Here is a 15,882-nt window from a genome sequence, read left to right as displayed (position 1 = left end):
ACCATGCCCAAGAAGAGCACCATGCCGAGCAAGAACGCCACCGCCCTGACCCTCGCCGCGGCCGCGCTCGTCGCCTCGACGGGCCTCGCGGCGGCCCAGACCGTCTGCTACGTCAACGCCGCGGATTCGCACGCCTACGCGACCCCCGCCAACGAGGCGCTGCAGGCGCGCGCCGCCGAACTGGGGATCGAGATCCTCAGCCTCAGCCAGGACTTCGACGTCCAGAAGGGCACCGAGCAGCTCAACACCTGCGTGGCCCGCGGCGTGGACGGCATCATCCTGTGGCCGCTCGATCCGCAGGCCTACATCCCCGGCCTCGCCAGGGCGCAGCAGGCGGAAATCCCCGCGATCCTCATCAACTCCCCGATGGACGAGGCGGCGGGCCGGTTCGTGCTCTCCTTCACCGGGCCGGACGTCTACCATCAGGGCGAGCTCGCGGCCGACGCGCTCGGCACCGCGCTCGGCGGCGAGGGCTCGGTCGTCGTCATCGCCGGCCAGGCCGGCAATGGCACGACGATCGGGCGCGTCGGCGGCTTCGTCGACCGTCTCGCCGAGGTCGGCTCGAATATCGAGATCCTCGACACGGTCAACGCCGACTTCGACCAGCAGAAGGCGCTCGTCCAGAGCCGCGACCTGATCACCCGGTTCGGCGACCGGATCGACGGGGTCTACGCCAACGACGACACCATGGCGCGGGGCTTCATCGACGCCTGGAAGGAGGCGCGGCCGAACCAGCCGATGCCGCCGATCGTGGGCATCAACGGCCAGCGCGACGCCTTCGAGTCGATCCGCACGGGCGAGATGCACGCCACCATCGTCCAGTCGCCGGTCGAGGACGGCCGGCTCGCCATGGACACGATGGCGCGCATCCTCGAGGGCGAGGAGGTCGAGACGCGCCTGCCCATCCCGCTCACGGTCGTCACCAGCGCCAACGTGAACGACGTCGAGCCGGCGTTCTGACCCGCGAGAGGCCGGCCCGGCGCGCCCGGGCCGGTCTCTTCCCGCAGGATCGCCGACCCGGCGCACGGATGGAGAGCGGCCATGAAGTTCAGCCTCATGTTCTTCTCCGACGCCTATCCGGAGGACGCGGGCGGGGCCTACGCGGTGGTGTCCGAACTCGCGCGCTTCGGCGACGAGAACGGCTTCGAGGCGGTCTGGATACCGGAGCGCCACTTCCACACGCTCGGCGGAATCTACCCGAACCCGGCCGTGATCGCCGCCCATCTCGCCGGCGTCACCGAGCGGATCCGCCTGCGCGCCGGCAGCGTCGTGGTGCCGCTGCACCACCCCGCCGCGCTCGTCGAATCCTGGTCGGTCGTCGATCATCTGTCGATGGGGCGTGTCGACCTCGCCCTCGCCAGCGGCTGGAACGTCGACGACTTCGTGCTCGCGCCCGCCGCCTTCGCCGAGCGACGCGAGCTGTGGCTCGACCGCATCGACGAGATCCGCGACCTCTGGGCCGGGCGGCCCGTCTCCTATCCGAACGGGGAGGGCGCGCCGACCGCGATCCTCACACGGCCGCGGCCGATCCAGGCGCAGCCGGGGCTCTGGCTCACCGCGACGCGCCAGCCCGAAACCTTCCGCGAGGCGGGCGAGCGCGGGCTCAACGTGCTCACCATGCTCGCCGGCATCGGCCTCGAGCAGCTCGCCGAGAAGGTGGCGCTCTACCGCGAGGGCCGCGCACGCGCCGGCCTCGACCCGGCGACGGGGACCGTCACCTTGATGCTCCACACTTTCGTGCACGAGGACATCGACCTCGTGCACCGGGCGGTGCGCGGGCCGTTCCTCGAGTACATCAAGACGAGCCTCGCGAGCCACCTGCGCGGCAAGGCGGTCGACGCGGGGCATGCGCTCTCGCCCGAGGAGTTCGACCAGATGGCCGAGTATTCCTTCGAGCGCTATTTCGGTACGGCGGCCCTGTTCGGCACGCCCGAGAAGACCCGCGCCTATGCGCTCGCCGCGGCGAAGGCCGGGGTCGACGAGATCGCCTGCCTGATGGACTACGGTCCGTCGCTCGCCGACATCCGCGCGAGCCTGCCCCATCTCGCCGCGCTGAGGCGCAGCTTCGAGGGAGCGGGAGCCTGAGCGCCGCCGACGCCGTCGACCGGCGCCCTCGACCGGAAGGAGCCGCGCCGATGAACGAGCCCGTGGCGATCGTCGGCCTGTCGTGCCGCTTCCCCGGCGGCGACGATCCGGAGGCCTTCCACCGCGCGCTCCTCGACGACGCGCCACGCTTTCTCCCGCCGCCGCGCGAGCGCTGGGCCTGGTGCGCGCAGGACGGCGTGCGCGTGCCGCGGGTCGGCCGCCTCGACGACCCGCTCGGCTTCGACTGCGCGCGCTTCCGCATCTCGCCGCGCGAGGCGGAGACCATGGACCCGCACCAGCGGCTGATGCTCGAAGAGGCGCTCCGCGCCCTCGAGGACGCGGGCTGGGACCCCGACACGGTGCGGGGGCGCGCGATCGGCGTCTTCGTCGCCGTCTACGCCCAGGACTTCCAGCTCCATGCCCGGGACGGCGCATGGGACGAGATCTCGCGCCTCTACCTCGCGACCGGGTCGGCGCACTCGGTGGTGCCCAACCGCATCTCCTACGTCCTCGACCTGCGCGGCCCGAGCGAGGTGGTCGACACCGCCTGCTCGAGCGGCCTCGTCGCCCTGCATCGGGCGGTGGCGGCGATCCAGGCCGGAGAGTGCGCGCAGGCGCTCGTGGGTGGCGTCAGCCTGCTGCTCGAGCCGAGCCGGATCGTTCGGCTACAGGAACTCGGGCTGCTCGCCCCCGACGGGTGCTGCTCGCCGTTCGACGCGGGATCGCGCGGCCAGGTTCTGGGGGAAGGCGTCGGTGCGCTCGTGCTCAAGCCGCTCGCGGCGGCGCTGCGCGACGGCGACCGCGTTCGGGCGATCGTCCGGGGAACCGGCGTGAACCACCAGGGCGCACGCTCCGGCGGCCTCACCCGCCCGAGCGCGGCGGCCCAGGCGGAGCTGATCCGCCGCGTCCACGACCGTGATGCCATCGATCCGGGGGAGGTCGGCTACGTCGAGGCGCACGGCAACGGCGGGACGGGCGACGCGATCGAGCTCCTCGCCTTCCAGGAGATCTACCCGTCGGGCATCCCGGTGGGCTCGGTGAAGGGACACATCGGCTTCCTCGAGGCGGCGGGCGGGATATCGCAGCTCGTGAAGGTCGTCGGCGCGATCGACGCGGGCGTCATGCCCGGTACGGCCGGCCACGCGCGCCTGCTCGAGGCCGAGGGCCTTCGCCCCGACAGCTGCCGCATCCTGCGCGAGGCGACGCCGCTCGACGCGCTGGCGCGGCCGGGCGCGCCGTTCACCGCGGGCGTCCACGCCTACGGGCTCGGCGGCTGCAACGCGCACGTCGTCCTCGCGGCGCCGTCGCAGGAGATTCGCGTGGCGGCGAGGCGCCCGGCACGGGAGCCGACGCCGCTGCGCCGGCGCCGCTTCCCGCTCCCGGAGGTTCGCGGGAGCTAGCTGCCGGCGCCCGTCCGGCGAGCGATCTCGCGGGCGAGGTCCGCGACGGTCGGGTGGTCGAGGAACCAGCGCGGCGCGATGCCCACGCCGAAGTGCCGGTCGAGGTCGGATGCGAGCTTCACCGCGATGATCGAATCGACCCCGATCGCGACGAAGGAGGCGTCCGGCGCGACGTCGTCGGCGTGCAGGATTTCCGCGAGGCGCGCCGTGAGGTGCGCGCCGATCGCGTCCTGCGAGATCTGCGGCGGCGCCGGCGCGGGGGCCGGCCCGGCGGTCGCGGCCTGCGCGCCGCGCAGATGCGCCGCGAGCGTGGCCGCCGTGTCGTGGTCGAGGAGCACCTTGGGCGGGATGCGCATCCCGAGCCGCTGCTCGATCACCATGACGAGCCGGATCGCCAGCACCGAGTCGAGCCCCACCACGGAGAACGGCGTCGCGGGATCGAGGTCGTCGAGCTTCAGCAGCTCGACGACGATGGCGCGCAGGTGGTCCGCGAGCCCGTCCGCGAGCCCGTCCGCCGACGTGGCAGTGCGGGGCGCGGGGGCGGCGCCGGCATCGGCCTGCGCCGGCGACTCGGCGGCGCGCAGGAGGCCCGCCTCGAGATCGAGGCTGCGGAACATCCGGTCCGGCCGCCCGTGGACCACGATCGTCTCGGGCGCCCCCCGGCCCATGGCGTCGCGCCAGGCGGGGAGGCCGGCCTCGACGTCGAGGAAGGCGAAGCCGAGGGAGGCGAACCAGTCGTCGAACTCGACGGTGACCCAGCGGTCCCATCGCCAGCGCGACCAGGCGATCGTGCGGCTGGCACCCCGACGCTCGCCGCGCGCCACCGCCGCGGCGCGCCAGCCGGCGAAGGCGCTCTGGAAGGCGCAGCCGTAGGCGTAGTCCGCCCCGCCCGCGAGCCCGAGCGCCGCGAGCGACGAGAACGAGACGAAGAGATCGAGCGGCAGCGCCGCCGTCGCCCGGTCGAGGTTGCGCGTACCCCTGACCTTGGCGCCGCTCACCCGCGCGAAGCTCTCGCGGCTCTTCTTGTAGAGATACGCGTCGTCGTGCGCGGTGACGAGGTTGACGACGCCGTCGAGGCGTCCATGCCGGGCGACGATGGCGTCGACGAGCGCGCGCGTGGCGTCGAGATCGCCGACGTCGCAGGCGGCGTAGCGCACCCGCTCGCGGCCGCCCGCCCGCCGCGCGAGCGCGTCGATTCGATCCGCGACCACGCCTTCGATCGGCGAGCGCCCGCACAGGACGAACGTGGCCTCGACCTCCTCGACGAGCCGCCCGAGCAGTCGGTAGCCGAGCTCCCCGGCGCCGCCGGGCACGAGGTAGACGCCGCCCTCGCGGAACCAGGCGGTCTCGGCGGGGCGCGCCGCGCGCGCCGGCACCCGCGCGAGCGCCGCCCGCATGCGCGTTCCGCCGTCGACGCGGATCGCCTCGGGCGTCGGCGCGGGCGCCGCCGTCACCTCGGCGGCGAGCGCACGGGCCCGGTCCGCGCCTGCGCCGAGATGGATCGTGTGGATGCGCAGCCAATCGTGCTCGAGGAACGCGGACTTCGCGAAGGCGGGGAGGGCGTCGTGCGCCGGCACGGCTCCGGGCGCGCCGGAAAGCGCGTGGAACACCGTCACCGGCCGCCCGAAGGCGTGGTCGACGAGCCCGCGCGCGAGATCGAAGAGCAGCGCGACCTCGCCGTCGCCGTCGCCCTTTGCGTGTCCCTCGCCGGCCGTCTCGCCCGGCAGGACGACGACGAGGTCCGGCGGCGTTCTCGTGATCCGGGCGACGTCGAGCGACGGCTCCGCCCCGGCTCCCCTGCGGCGCAGAATCGTCTCGACGCCGGCCGACTCCGGCAGCACCTCGCGCAGCGCCGGCAGGAAGGCGGCGACCCCGTCCGCGTCGGGGCCGATCACCAGCATTCGCGTGCCGTCGAGGGCGCGCCCGGGAACGAGGGGCGCCTCGCGCCAGACGGGCTCGAGCATCAGCGTCTCGAGCCCGATGCCTTCTTCCGCCCCGGCGGCCGGGGCATCGGGCTCGCGCGGCTCGAACCAGAGGCTGCGGTCCGGCCACGGCGAGACCGGCAGCGGGCAGCGCCGCGCGCCGGCGATGTCCGCCCAAGTCGCCGGCTCGCCGCGCAGCCAGCGGCGGGCGTCCGCTCCGAGCCCGTCGCGGGCGACGATCTCGGGTCCGGCGATCGCGGGATCGTCCGTCCCCGTGGGCGCCTCGGCCAGCCGGCGCAGCGCCCGCGCGAGGTCCGCGAGGGAGGTCGCGTGCAGGACCCGGCGCTCCGGCCGCGCCTCGTTGCGGCTCCGCAGGGTGAAGGCGACGTCCGCCAGCGTCGCGGAGCCGTCGGCGCCGAGCGTCTCCACGGCGTCCGCCAGACCGGCGGCATGGGCGGCGAGCAGCGCGGGGGTCGCCGCCGCGACCGGGACGTCGACGCGCCCCTCCGGCGCCCGCTCCCTCGCCGCGGCCTCCGGGCGACGGATCACGACGCAGGCGTTCGCGCCGCCGAAGCCGAAGGAGTTCACCATCGCCGCACGCGCCGACCCGCCGCCGGCAGCCGCCGGCCAGGGTCCCGCACGTGTCTGCAGGAAGAGCCCCTCCTCGAGCGCGATGTGCGGGTTCTGCCGGCGGAAGCTCGCGAGCCCCGGCAGGCGGTCGTGGCGCATCGCCATCAGCACGTTGATCACGCCCGCCACGCCCGCCGCCGGCTCGAGATGGCCGATCGCCGCCTTCACCGAGCCGAGCGCGCAGGGCGTGGGCGCCAGGCTCTCGCGCGCCCGCAGCCGCCGGAAGGCGCGCCCGACGCTCTCCACCTCGATCGGGTCGCCGAGCACGGTGCCGGTGCCGTGCATCTCGACATAGCCGACGGCGTCCGGCCCGAGCCCCGCGTCGTCGAGCGCGCGGATCATCAGCGCCGTCTGCGCGGCGCTGCTCGGCGCGGTGAGCGAGGCCGCCCGGCCGCCGTGGTTGACCGCGCTGCCCTCGATCACGCCCCAGACGTGGTCGCGGTCGCGGATCGCCTCCTCCAGCGGCCTCAGCAGGAGCGCTCCGACGCCCTCCGCGCGCACGTAGCCGTCGGCGTCGGCGTCGAAGGTACGGCATCGACCGGTCGGCGAAAGAACGCCCATCTGGCGGCCCATCACGAACAGGTCGGGCGTCAGCAGCAGGTTCACGCCCCCGGCGATCGCCAGGTCGCACTCGCCGTCGCGCAGGGCGCGCACCGCGCGGTGGATCGCGACGAGGCTGCCGGAGCAGGCCGTGTCGATCGCCTCGCTCGGCCCGTGCACGTCGAGCAGGTAGGAGACGCGGTTCGCCAGCATGGCGTGGGCATTGCCGGTGCAGGCCTGCGCGCTGCGGATGCCGCGCGCGGCGAGCAGCGCCTGGTAGTCCTGGAACTGCACGCCCGCGAACACGCCGACCGCCCGCCCGGCGAGCGCCGCGGGGTCGTGTCCGGCGTCCCAGATCGCCTCGTAGGCGGCCTTCAGGAACAGCCGGTGCTGCGGATCCATCAGCTCGGCCTCGTAGGCCGAGATGCCGAAGACCTCCGGCGCGAACAGGTCCTCGCCGTCGATGAAGCCGCCGACGCCCACGTCCGTGCGGCCGGGGTCGCGGTGCGGATCGCCGTGGATCGCCTGCGCGTCCCAGCGCCGCCGCGGCACTGGGCGGATCGCGTCGCGCCCGGCCTCCTGGTGCGCCCAGAACGCCTCCTTCGAGGCCGCGCCGGGAAGCCGGCAGGAGACGCCGACGATCGCGATTCCGCCGCGCGTCCGCTCGTCCCCGGATCGGGCGAGGGCCGGTGCGGGGGTGGGCGCGTCCGCGGCGGGGCCCTCCTCGCCGGTCGCCAGGTACCGCGCGAGCCGCGCGGGAGTCGGATGATGCCAGAAGATGGTCGGCTCGAGCGGGCAGTCGAGCTCGGTCGCGAGCGCCTGTGCGAGCTGTGCGGCGACGACCGAGTCGAGCCCGAGCGCGCCGAACGGGTCGTCCGGCCGGCCGCGCGCCGCCGCTTCGCCGGCGAGCGTGCGCAAATGCGCGAGGATGCGCGCCTCCATGACCTCGGCGCTCGGCGCCGAGGTCGCCTTCCCGGGCGCGGCCTCCCTCGGCCGCAGCGGCGACAGCTCCCCCGCCAGGTAGAGGCTCTTCGTCATCCGCCGCTGGACCTTGCCGCTCGTGGTCTTGGGGAGCGAGGCGGGCGGGATGAGCACGACGTCGGCGAGCCTGATGTCGTGCTCGCGCCAGACGGCGTCGCGCACGATGCGCGCGAGCGCCTCGAGGTCGACGCCGTGCCGGGCGGAGCGCTCGATCTCGTGGACGACGACCGTCGTCTCGCCCTCGTCGCCCTCGACGGAGAAGGCGGCGCCGTTCACGGTACGGAAGGCGGCATGGCAGTCCTTGACCGTCAGCTCGATGTCCTGCGGGTAGATGTTGCGCCCCCGCGCGATGATCAGGTCCTTGAGCCGGCCGACGATGAACAGCTCGCGCGCGTGGAGGAAGCCGAGGTCGCCGGTGCGCAGGTAGCCCGGCGCGTTCGCGCCCGCCGGGCTCCGGCCGAAGGTCTCCCGGCTCGCCTGCGGCGCCAGCCAGTAGCCCCGCGCGATGCTGGCGCCGCGCACCCAGACCTCGCCCATCTCGCCCTCGGGCAGCGCGCGCCCGGTCTGCGGATCGACGATGGCGACGTCCATGTCGTCCGCGGGACGCCCCGAGCTCACCAGCTCGACGCTCGTCTCGTCCGCGGCGGAGGCGGGCACCAGCGCGCCGCGGGCGAGCGCCGCCTTGTCGACGCGCAGGAACACCGGCGCCTCGCCGACGCGCGAGGTCGTCGAGAGCAGGGTCGCCTCGGCGAGCCCGTAGGCCGGGAAGAAGGCGTCCGGCGCGAAGCCGTATGGTGCGAAGCGCTCCTGGAAGCCGCGCAGCGTCGAGGCGTGGATCGGCTCGGCGGCGTTGAGCGCGTTGCGCCAGCAGGAGAGGTCGACGCCCTCCATCTGCTCGGGCCGGATCGCCTTGATGCACAGGCGGTAGCCGAAGTCCGACGACATGCTCGTCGTCGCCCGGTAGCGGCCGATCGCCTGGAGCCACAGTGCCGGATTGCCGGCGAAGGCGGCCGGGCTCATCATGAAGCAGGTCGCGCCGACGAAGAGCGTCTGCACCACGATGCCGATCAGCCCGAGGTCGTGGAACAGCGGCAGCCAGCTGACGATGACGGTGCGCTCGTCGTGGCCCATGTGTCGGGCCGTCAGCGCCGCGTTGTGGACGAGGTTCGCATGGCTCACCATCACGCCCTTGGGCGTGCTGGTGGAGCCGGACGTGTATTGCAGGAAGGCGATGTCGGCGGCGCCGGGCATCGCCTCGTCCCAGTCCTCGGGCCGGACCTCGGCCTCGATGTCCTCGATGCACAGCATCTGCGGAAGCGGCACGGACTCCTCGCGCTGCGACCAGGCGCGCATCTTGTCGCGGATGGGCCGGCAGGTGAGGACGAGCAGCGGGCGGCAATCGGCGACGATCGCCTCGAAGGTCGCCCAGCTGCGCTTGCTCGGCTTGGGCGTGTGCGCCGGCACCGCGACGGCTCCGCCGTAGAGCGTGCCCAGGAAGCCCACCACGAACGCGACGCCCTGCGGCAGCAGGAGCAGCACCCGCTCGCCGGCCGCGCCGCGCGCCTGGAGCGCCGCGCCGATGCGCCGGCAGCTCCCGTCGAGCGCGCCCCAGGTCGTGGGCATGTGCTCGTCGAGTCCGTCCCTCAGGTTGGTGTAGGCGATGGTGTCGCCCGTGCGCGCGGCGCGCGCGCGTGCGATCGCGACGAGGGTGTCGTGACGGTCCGCCTGCATCGATCGTCCTCCGCACGCCCCGCCGGATGTAGCGTTACATTAGTATAAGAGATTGGCGGTCGCAATTCGCAAACGCGCGCCGCCGCTCGGGCATCCGCGCGCGTCCTCACGCCTCGTGCGTGATGCCGTAGATCCGGCAGGCGTTCTCGCCGAGGACCCGCCGGTCGCCGCGCAGCCCGTCGGGCAGCGCCAGCATCGTCGCGGCGAGCACCTCGCCGTACTCTCCCGCGACGCGGCAGACCGGCCAGTCGCTGCCGAAGATCAGCCGATCCGGCCCGAAGCACGCGGCGGCGTGGTGCACGAACGGCGCGAGATCGGCGACCGTCCAGCCGGGCTGCCGCGCCTCGGTCACGAGGCCCGATACCTTGCACGAGACGGTCTCGAACGCCGCGATCCGGGCGATGTCGTCCCGCCACGGATCGAGCCTGCCCGACGCGATCGGCGGCTTCGAGAGATGGTCCACCACGGCGCGCAGCCCAGGCACGGCCCCGAGCGCCCGCGCGACGTGAGGCAGGTGCCGCGGGAAGGTGAGAATGTCGAGGACGAGGCCGCTCGCCGCGAGCACCTCCAGGCTGCGCAGCACGGCGGGGCGGAGGATCCAGGCGTCGTCCTCGAGGTCCTGGAGCATCGGGCGCAGGCCGACGAGCTTCGGGTCCTCGCGACAGGCGGCGAGCTGCTCCGCGAAGTCGACGCTCTCGAGATCGAGCCAGCCGACGACCCCGCCGACGAAGGGCGTGCGGGCGGCGAGCCCGAGCAGGAAGTCCGTCTCCTCGCGCGTCTGCGCCGCCTGGACGAGGATCGTGCGGGTCACCCCGAAGCGGCGCAGGTGTGGCTCCAGGTCCTCCGGCAGGTAGTCGCGTCGGAGCACGTCCGGTGCGCCGGCCATCCAGTGATAGTCACCGCGGGCCGTCCGCCACGAATGATGATGCGCGTCGACGATCATGGCCGGCCCTACCCGGTCGCCGCGCGCTCGCCGCGCATCAGGGCGTCGTTCAGGTCCCACGACTGCACGTCGATGAGGAGCGCCGTCTCCGGCCGCTTGAACTTCTCGTTCAGGTAGATCTTGTTCGGCCGCGAGGAGCGCGCGTTCACCTCGTGCGACTTCGGGTGGGGCAGGTGGATGCCCGCTCCCGCCCGAGCCAGCGCGAAGGTCGCGCCGGCCTCGTGGAGCGCGAGCGAGAAGTCGATGTCCTCCGCACCCCAGGTCCGGTAGGCCTCGTCGAACCGGATGCGCTCGCCGAGCGTCTCGCGGCGCACCGAGATGTTGCCGCCCCAGCCGATCGCCCAGGGTGCCGGCAGGTCCGCGAGCCGGTCGCCGCAGCCGGCGTAGATCGGCTCGCGCATGTCCGGGTAGGTGCCGAGCGCACGCAGCCGCGCCAGTGTCGCGTCGACGTCGGCGAGGTCGAGGCTCTCGTCGAGCACGTGCGCGAGCGCCTCGCCGTTGTCGCCCGTGTTGGTGAAGCCGTAGAGATAGCCCAGAACCACCCGGTTCGGCTCGGCATGCGCCTCCACGTGCCCGCGCACGAAGCCCTGCGAGACCACGATGCCGCAGTCGAGGAAGATGCAGACCTCGCCCTCCGCGAGCGCGATGCCGAGGTTTCGGGCGCGGCCGGTGCGGTAGCCCTCGTCCTGCTGATGCACGTAGCGGATCTGCCGCGTCCCCGTCTCCGCCTGCGAGATCTCCCGCACCGCCTCGAAGCTGCCGTCGCTCGAGCCGTCGTCGGCGACGATTATCTCGAAGGCGTCCGGCGCCATGTCGCTCGCGAGGAGCGAGCGCAGGTTGGCGACGAGCATGTCGCGGCGTTGATAGGTCGGGATGATCACGCTCGCGGCGAACCGGTGCGCTCCTGCCATGGGCCTCTCCTCCTCCTCGACGGCCACCGCGTCTGGCGCGCGGCTCCCGTTCGGCACCGCCGCGCACGGCGGGTTCTCGTCACGGGGACGATCTTATTATACTAGTGTAACGTATGCAACGGGATTGCCGTTGGGGAACGTTTCTCACGCGCGGAGGGTGCGGCCCATGGGGGAGCGACGGCCGAGTGCCCGAACGGCGGCCATCGCGCTCGCGATGGGCCTGAACGCGTGCGTCAGCGGGGCGCTCGCCGCGGTCCTGCCGGTCGTGCTCACCGGCGATCTCGGGGCGAGCTACCTCGCCGCGAGCCTCTTCATGGTGGCGGGCACGCTCGCCTCGACGGTCGCGATCCACCGGCTCGGCGCCCTCGCCGACCGCCCGGGGCTGAGGCTCCCCGTCGCATTCGGCGCGGCGCTGTGCGGCTTCGCCGGGGCGCTCGCGCTCGCGGGTCTCGGGAGCTACTGGGCGTCGCTGGCCGTGTTCGCGACGCTGCTCGCCGTCGCCGCGAGCCTCTTCCCACAGCTCATGGCGATCGCCTTCGTGCACGATCCCGCCTTCGCGGCCCGCGCCCGCGCCATCGCCAGCGCGGGCTGGGTGATCGGCCCGCCGATCGGCGGGCTGCTCGTGAGCGGGCAGTCGCGGGAGGCCTTCTTCCTCGCGCTGGCGGGCGCCTACGCGCTCCTCCTGCCGTTGCTGCTCGCCGCCGCGCGCGGTCTCGCGGCGCCGGTTCCCCGCAGCGCCGCCGGCCGGGCGGCGGAGAAGCCGCCCCCGATCGCGACGCCCCGCGGCGTCGGGGGCGCCGTCCTCGCCGTGCTGGCGACCATTCACTTCCTGCTCGGCATCTGCGCGCTGGCGGTCCCTTGGTGGATCGTCGAGATCGGCGGCTCGGCGCGCGACGTCGGCATCGCCTTCGCGATCGCGGCCGCGGTCGAGATCCCGATCATCGCCGGCGCGAACGCCATCCGGCGGCGCGTCGGCCACGCGCGCGTGGTCGGGGCCGCGGCGGGCCTCCTCGCGGTCTATTTCATCACCGTGGCGCTCGTGGAGAGCGTACCCGCGGTTCTCGCCGCGAGCCTCGTGCACGGCGCCGTCACCGGCGCGATGATGGGCACGAGCCTGATCCTACTCCAGGAGCGTCTCCCGGACGAGCCGGGGCGGGCGAGCGCGATCTACTCGAACATGCTGCGCCTCTCCCACGTCGCCGCCCTCGCCGCGGCCGGCGCGCTCGCGCAGTGGCTCTCGGTCGCGGTGATCTTCTGGGCCGCAGCCGGCCTGGCGCTGACGACGGGCGTCGCACTCGCGGTGCTGCGACCGCACGCGAACGAGGTGGGCGACCCGGAAAACGCATCACGGTCGGCGGCGGCCGGGGGAGGGGGGCCGTCGCCCCGAACGGGACGCGGAGGATGAGCGGTCTCGGCAGGTCGTGGCGCCCCCGGCAGGGTCAAAGCCACGATTTGTCCGAGGAGCGTTGGAGCGGGCGATCGGGATCGAACCGACGACATTCAGCTTGGGAAGCTGACGTTCTACCACTGAACTACGCCCGCGTCGGCACCATAGATAGCCGCGCCCGCGGCGGCCCGCAAGCGGGTTTTCGCGCGCCTCGGGTGCACTCCGGGGCCGCCTGGGCGGCCGCTCAGAGCGGCTTCAGGCCGCGCTCGATCTCGGCGCGGCGTGGCTCGAGGAAGGGCGGCAGGGCGAGGCGCTCGCCCAGCGTGTCGAGCGGCTCGTCGACCGCGAAGCCGGGGCCGTCGGTCGCGAGCTCGAAGAGGATGCCGTTGGGCTCGCGGAAGTAGAGGCTGCGGAAGTAGTAACGGTCGACCGGGCCACTGGAGGGCACGCCGAGCCCGCGCAGCCGCTCCGCCCAGGCGTCGTAGTCCGCGTCGGGAATGCGGAAGGCGACGTGGTGGACGCCGCCCGCGCCGGGCCGCGCAGGCGCGAGGCCGGGCTCGACCGCGACGTGGAGTTCCGCCGCCGGGCCGCCCTCGCCCATCTCGAAGACGTGCGTCGTCGAGCCGGGCCGGCCGGGCGTCTGGTACGCGCGCGCCTCGCGCATGCCCATGAGGCGCACGAGGACCGCCGCCGTCGGCGCGAGGTCGGGCACCGAGATCGTGATCGGGCCGAGCCCGCGCACCTGGTGCTCGGGGGCGACCGGCGAGCGCTCCCAGGGATGCGCGGGACCCGCGCCGCCGTCGTCGACGAGCGTCAGCCGCTGGCCTTCGGGGTCCTCCAGGTCGAGCACGAGCCGGCCGTCGCGCCGCTCGATGCCGCGATGCGCGACGCCCCGTTCGGCGAGCCGCGCCTCCCAGAAGGCGAGCGCCGACGCGCCCGCGACGCGCAGGCCCGTGCGGGTGATCGCCCGCGTGCCGCGCTGCTCGCGCCCCACCGGCCAGTCGAAGAAGGTGACGTCCGAGCCCGGCGAGGCGAGCCCGTCGGCGTAGAACAGGTGGTAGGCCGAGACATCGTCCTGATTCACCGTCTTCTTGACGAGGCGCAGGCCGAGCACGTCCGTGTAGAAGGCGTGGTTCCCGGGCGCGTCGGCGGTCACCGCGGTGAGGTGATGGATGCCGGTGAGCTGCAAGGCGACCTCCTGATCTCGGTTCGGATCGAGGTTAGCACGCCCGCGGGGCATGCGGGCTTTCACGGATGCAAGACGCCGCATGCGGCGCGGCCGCCCCGGCGGCCCCCGCCGTCGCGCCGGCGAACCCGTGCTGCTAGGATCGCGTTCGCACGCCGTGCGGCCGTCCCGGGCGCGGTATTCGGATACGTCTCGGGACGAGGAGCGAAGTGCATGATCTGGTCCTTTCCCATCGGCGTCGTCGCCGGCACCGTCGTCAAGATCCACGTCACCTTCGTCCTGTTCCTCGTCTGGATCGCCGGGGCGACCTGGCGCGCGGGTGGCTTCGAGGCGGCGCTGACGACGACGCTCTTCGTGCTCCTCCTGTTCGCCTGCGTGCTCGCGCACGAGTTCGGCCACATCTTCGCGGCGCGCCGCTACGGCATCCGCACGCCGACCGTGATCCTCTCACCGATCGGCGGCATCGCCAGCCTCGAGCGAATCCCCGAGGATCCGCGCCAGGAACTCGTCGTCGCGGTCGCGGGGCCGGCCGTGAACGTCGTCATCGCCGTCGTGCTGTTCCTCGTGCTCGGCGCCACGCTCGACACCGCGAGCTTCGTGGAGATCGAGAACCCCGGCCTGTCGCTGCTCGCCCGGCTCGCGGCGGTCAACGTCATCCTCGTCGTGTTCAACCTCATCCCCGCATTCCCGATGGACGGCGGGCGCGTGCTGCGTGCGTTGCTCGCCATGCGCATGCCGCACGCGCGGGCGACCCGGATCGCGGGGCGTATCGGCCAGGCGGCGGCGGTGGCCTTCGCGGTGATCGGGCTGTTCTGGAACCCGATCCTCATCGTCATCGCGATCTTCGTCTATCTCGCCGCTTCCGCAGAGGTCGAGCAGGTGCAGATGAAGAGCGCCACCCGCGACGCCACCGTCGGCGAGGCCATGGTCAGCGTGGTGGAGACGCTGTCGCCGGGAGCGACCCTCGACGACGCGGTCGAGTGCCTCATCCGCACCTCGCAGAAGGAGTTCCCCGTGCTCGACGGCGCGGGGCGCCCGCGCGGGCTCGTCACCCGCGACGCGCTGATCCCGGCGCTGCGCCACGGCAGCCCGGCCGACCCGGTCCTCGACGTGATGACCCGCGACATCCCCGAGATCGCCGAGGGGGCGCCCTTGGCGGAGGGCATGCGCATCCTCTCGACGTCCCGCGCGCCGGCGCTGTTCGTGCTCGATCCGGCCGGGCGGCTCGCGGGCCTCCTCACGCGCGAGAACCTCGCCGAGGTGATGATGGTGCGCGAGGCCCGCCCGGATTGGCCGCTGCACGCGTCGCGCGGGTCGGGGGGCTGGAAGGATCACACCTATGGTTGAAATGTCCCGGACGTACCGATCTCGCTCGACGACGTTTGTGGAGAGTTGCTATTTCGTTCATGAGACGGCCGTGGAGGATGGGCGATGGACGGGCCGACCCGCGAGGAGGTGGACACCAAGCTCGCCCTCGTCGAGGCGCGGCACGCCACCCAGCTCGAGCGGATCGACGGCAAGATCGACCGCATCGTCGACCAGGTGGCGGCCTTCGCCCGCCAGGCGCGGGCGGACCATGCGGACCTGAAGGAGGAGCATCGCCGCACGCGCCGCGAGTTCGCCGATCTGCGCGGCGAGTTCGATGGCTTGCGCGGTGAGGTCAACGGCTTGCGCGGTGAGGTCAATGGCTTGCGCGGTGAGGTCAACGGCTTGCGAGGCGAGTTCGGTGGCTTGCGGGGGGAGTTCGACGGCTTGCGGAGCGAGACCCAGGGCGTCCGCCTGACGATCGTCGTCACGGTTCTGGGGACCGGCATCGCGCTGTTCGCGGCGCTGAGCGGCGCCATGAGCGGCTTCGTCGGCGCGTTCCAGACCGGGCTGACCGCCTACTCCGCGGCGCCGGCGGCGGAAATTGCGACCACGGCCTCCGGGCCGAACCCGGCGCGGCCCACGCCGGAGACGCCCGGCGCCCCGCGCGCCGCGCCGCCGGAGGCGCCCGCGCCATGAGCCTTGGGCCATGAGCCTCGCGCCATGAGCCTTGGGCCATGAGCCTCGCGCCATGAGCCTCGCGCCATGAGCCTCGCGCGTGGACGCGCCGCGCCGGCGCGGCTATCGTTCCGCAGGGTGAGCCGAATGGCGACCCCGTCGAGTGCGTGGTGGGGGAGGGCG

10 protein-coding genes and 1 tRNA gene are annotated in these 15,882 nt (G+C 73.5%); 6 read left to right on the top strand and 5 right to left on the bottom strand.

The window, feature by feature from the left end; all coding sequences use genetic code 11:
* Window positions 1–3 precede the first annotated feature (3 nt).
* The 3 genes from AB9M23_RS09565 to AB9M23_RS09555 all read left to right on the top strand — a co-directional run bounded on the left by AB9M23_RS09565 (window position 4) and on the right by AB9M23_RS09555 (window position 3,485).
* A complete protein-coding gene (locus AB9M23_RS09565) occupies window positions 4–960 on the top strand; it encodes a sugar ABC transporter substrate-binding protein (protein WP_372424304.1) in 957 nt (318 codons plus the stop codon).
* Window positions 961–1,041: 81 nt separating this feature from the next.
* Window positions 1,042–2,085, top strand: a complete 1,044-nt coding sequence (locus AB9M23_RS09560; protein ID WP_372424303.1) for a MupA/Atu3671 family FMN-dependent luciferase-like monooxygenase — start codon at window positions 1,042–1,044, stop codon at window positions 2,083–2,085.
* Between the two features lie 50 nt (window positions 2,086–2,135).
* Window positions 2,136–3,485, top strand: a complete 1,350-nt coding sequence (locus AB9M23_RS09555; protein ID WP_372424302.1) for a beta-ketoacyl [acyl carrier protein] synthase domain-containing protein — start codon at window positions 2,136–2,138, stop codon at window positions 3,483–3,485.
* Here the strand turns inward: AB9M23_RS09555 and AB9M23_RS09550 are convergent.
* From AB9M23_RS09550 to AB9M23_RS09540, 3 genes are all read right to left on the bottom strand, one after another.
* On the bottom strand, window positions 3,482–9,289 hold the full coding sequence (locus AB9M23_RS09550; RefSeq protein WP_372424301.1) for an SDR family oxidoreductase: 5,808 nt from the start codon (window positions 9,287–9,289) through the stop codon (window positions 3,482–3,484). The genes AB9M23_RS09555 and AB9M23_RS09550 overlap by 4 nt on opposite strands.
* Window positions 9,290–9,395: 106 nt before the next feature.
* Window positions 9,396–10,232 (bottom strand): amidohydrolase family protein, encoded by an 837-nt coding sequence (locus tag AB9M23_RS09545; RefSeq protein WP_372424300.1) that lies wholly within the window; start codon window positions 10,230–10,232, stop codon window positions 9,396–9,398.
* A gap of 8 nt (window positions 10,233–10,240) precedes the next feature.
* Window positions 10,241–11,143, bottom strand: coding sequence for a glycosyltransferase (locus tag AB9M23_RS09540; protein ID WP_372424299.1), 903 nt, complete (start codon window positions 11,141–11,143; stop codon window positions 10,241–10,243).
* Window positions 11,144–11,309: 166 nt separating this feature from the next.
* Between AB9M23_RS09540 and AB9M23_RS09535 the strand changes: the two genes are divergently transcribed.
* Window positions 11,310–12,548 carry an MFS transporter gene (locus AB9M23_RS09535; protein ID WP_372424298.1) on the top strand — a complete coding sequence of 413 codons (1,239 nt, stop codon included), beginning with the start codon at window positions 11,310–11,312 and terminating at the stop codon, window positions 12,546–12,548.
* Window positions 12,549–12,610: 62 nt separating this feature from the next.
* Here AB9M23_RS09535 and AB9M23_RS09530 read toward each other — a convergent pair.
* Window positions 12,611–12,685 (bottom strand) — tRNA-Gly (locus tag AB9M23_RS09530).
* 89 nt (window positions 12,686–12,774) lie between these two features.
* A complete protein-coding gene (locus AB9M23_RS09525) occupies window positions 12,775–13,719 on the bottom strand; it encodes a ring-cleaving dioxygenase (RefSeq protein WP_372424297.1) in 945 nt (314 codons plus the stop codon).
* Between the two features lie 210 nt (window positions 13,720–13,929).
* Between AB9M23_RS09525 and AB9M23_RS09520 the strand changes: the two genes are divergently transcribed.
* Together AB9M23_RS09520 and AB9M23_RS09515 are read left to right on the top strand one after the other, a co-directional pair.
* Entirely contained in the window at window positions 13,930–15,063 is a 1,134-nt protein-coding gene (locus AB9M23_RS09520; RefSeq protein ID WP_372424296.1) for a site-2 protease family protein, read from the top strand.
* A gap of 84 nt (window positions 15,064–15,147) precedes the next feature.
* On the top strand, window positions 15,148–15,720 hold the full coding sequence (locus tag AB9M23_RS09515; protein ID WP_372424295.1) for a hypothetical protein: 573 nt from the start codon (window positions 15,148–15,150) through the stop codon (window positions 15,718–15,720).
* Window positions 15,721–15,882 lie beyond the last annotated feature (162 nt).

It is taken from the genome of Salinarimonas chemoclinalis (genome assembly GCF_041514305.1).
Lineage (GTDB): Bacteria > Pseudomonadota > Alphaproteobacteria > Rhizobiales > Beijerinckiaceae > Salinarimonas > Salinarimonas chemoclinalis.
The sequence above is the reverse complement of the archived record's forward strand: the minus strand, read 5'-3'. Positions and strand labels throughout refer to the sequence as shown.

What these genes read in the sequence shown, in the direction of transcription:
- AB9M23_RS09555 (WP_372424302.1), top strand. Translation starts at nt 2,136, where the DNA reads ATGAACGAGCCCGTGGCGATCGTCGGCCTGTCGTGCCGCTTCCCCGGC.
- AB9M23_RS09560 (WP_372424303.1), top strand. Translation starts at nt 1,042, where the DNA reads ATGAAGTTCAGCCTCATGTTCTTCTCCGACGCCTATCCGGAGGACGCG.
- AB9M23_RS09545 (WP_372424300.1), bottom strand. Translation starts at nt 10,232, where the DNA reads ATGATCGTCGACGCGCATCATCATTCGTGGCGGACGGCCCGCGGTGAC.
- AB9M23_RS09520 (WP_372424296.1), top strand. Translation starts at nt 13,930, where the DNA reads ATGATCTGGTCCTTTCCCATCGGCGTCGTCGCCGGCACCGTCGTCAAG.
- AB9M23_RS09550 (WP_372424301.1), bottom strand. Translation starts at nt 9,289, where the DNA reads ATGCAGGCGGACCGTCACGACACCCTCGTCGCGATCGCACGCGCGCGC.
- AB9M23_RS09535 (WP_372424298.1), top strand. Translation starts at nt 11,310, where the DNA reads ATGGGGGAGCGACGGCCGAGTGCCCGAACGGCGGCCATCGCGCTCGCG.
- AB9M23_RS09540 (WP_372424299.1), bottom strand. Translation starts at nt 11,143, where the DNA reads ATGGCAGGAGCGCACCGGTTCGCCGCGAGCGTGATCATCCCGACCTAT.
- AB9M23_RS09565 (WP_372424304.1), top strand. Translation starts at nt 4, where the DNA reads ATGCCCAAGAAGAGCACCATGCCGAGCAAGAACGCCACCGCCCTGACC.
- AB9M23_RS09515 (WP_372424295.1), top strand. Translation starts at nt 15,148, where the DNA reads ATGGACGGGCCGACCCGCGAGGAGGTGGACACCAAGCTCGCCCTCGTC.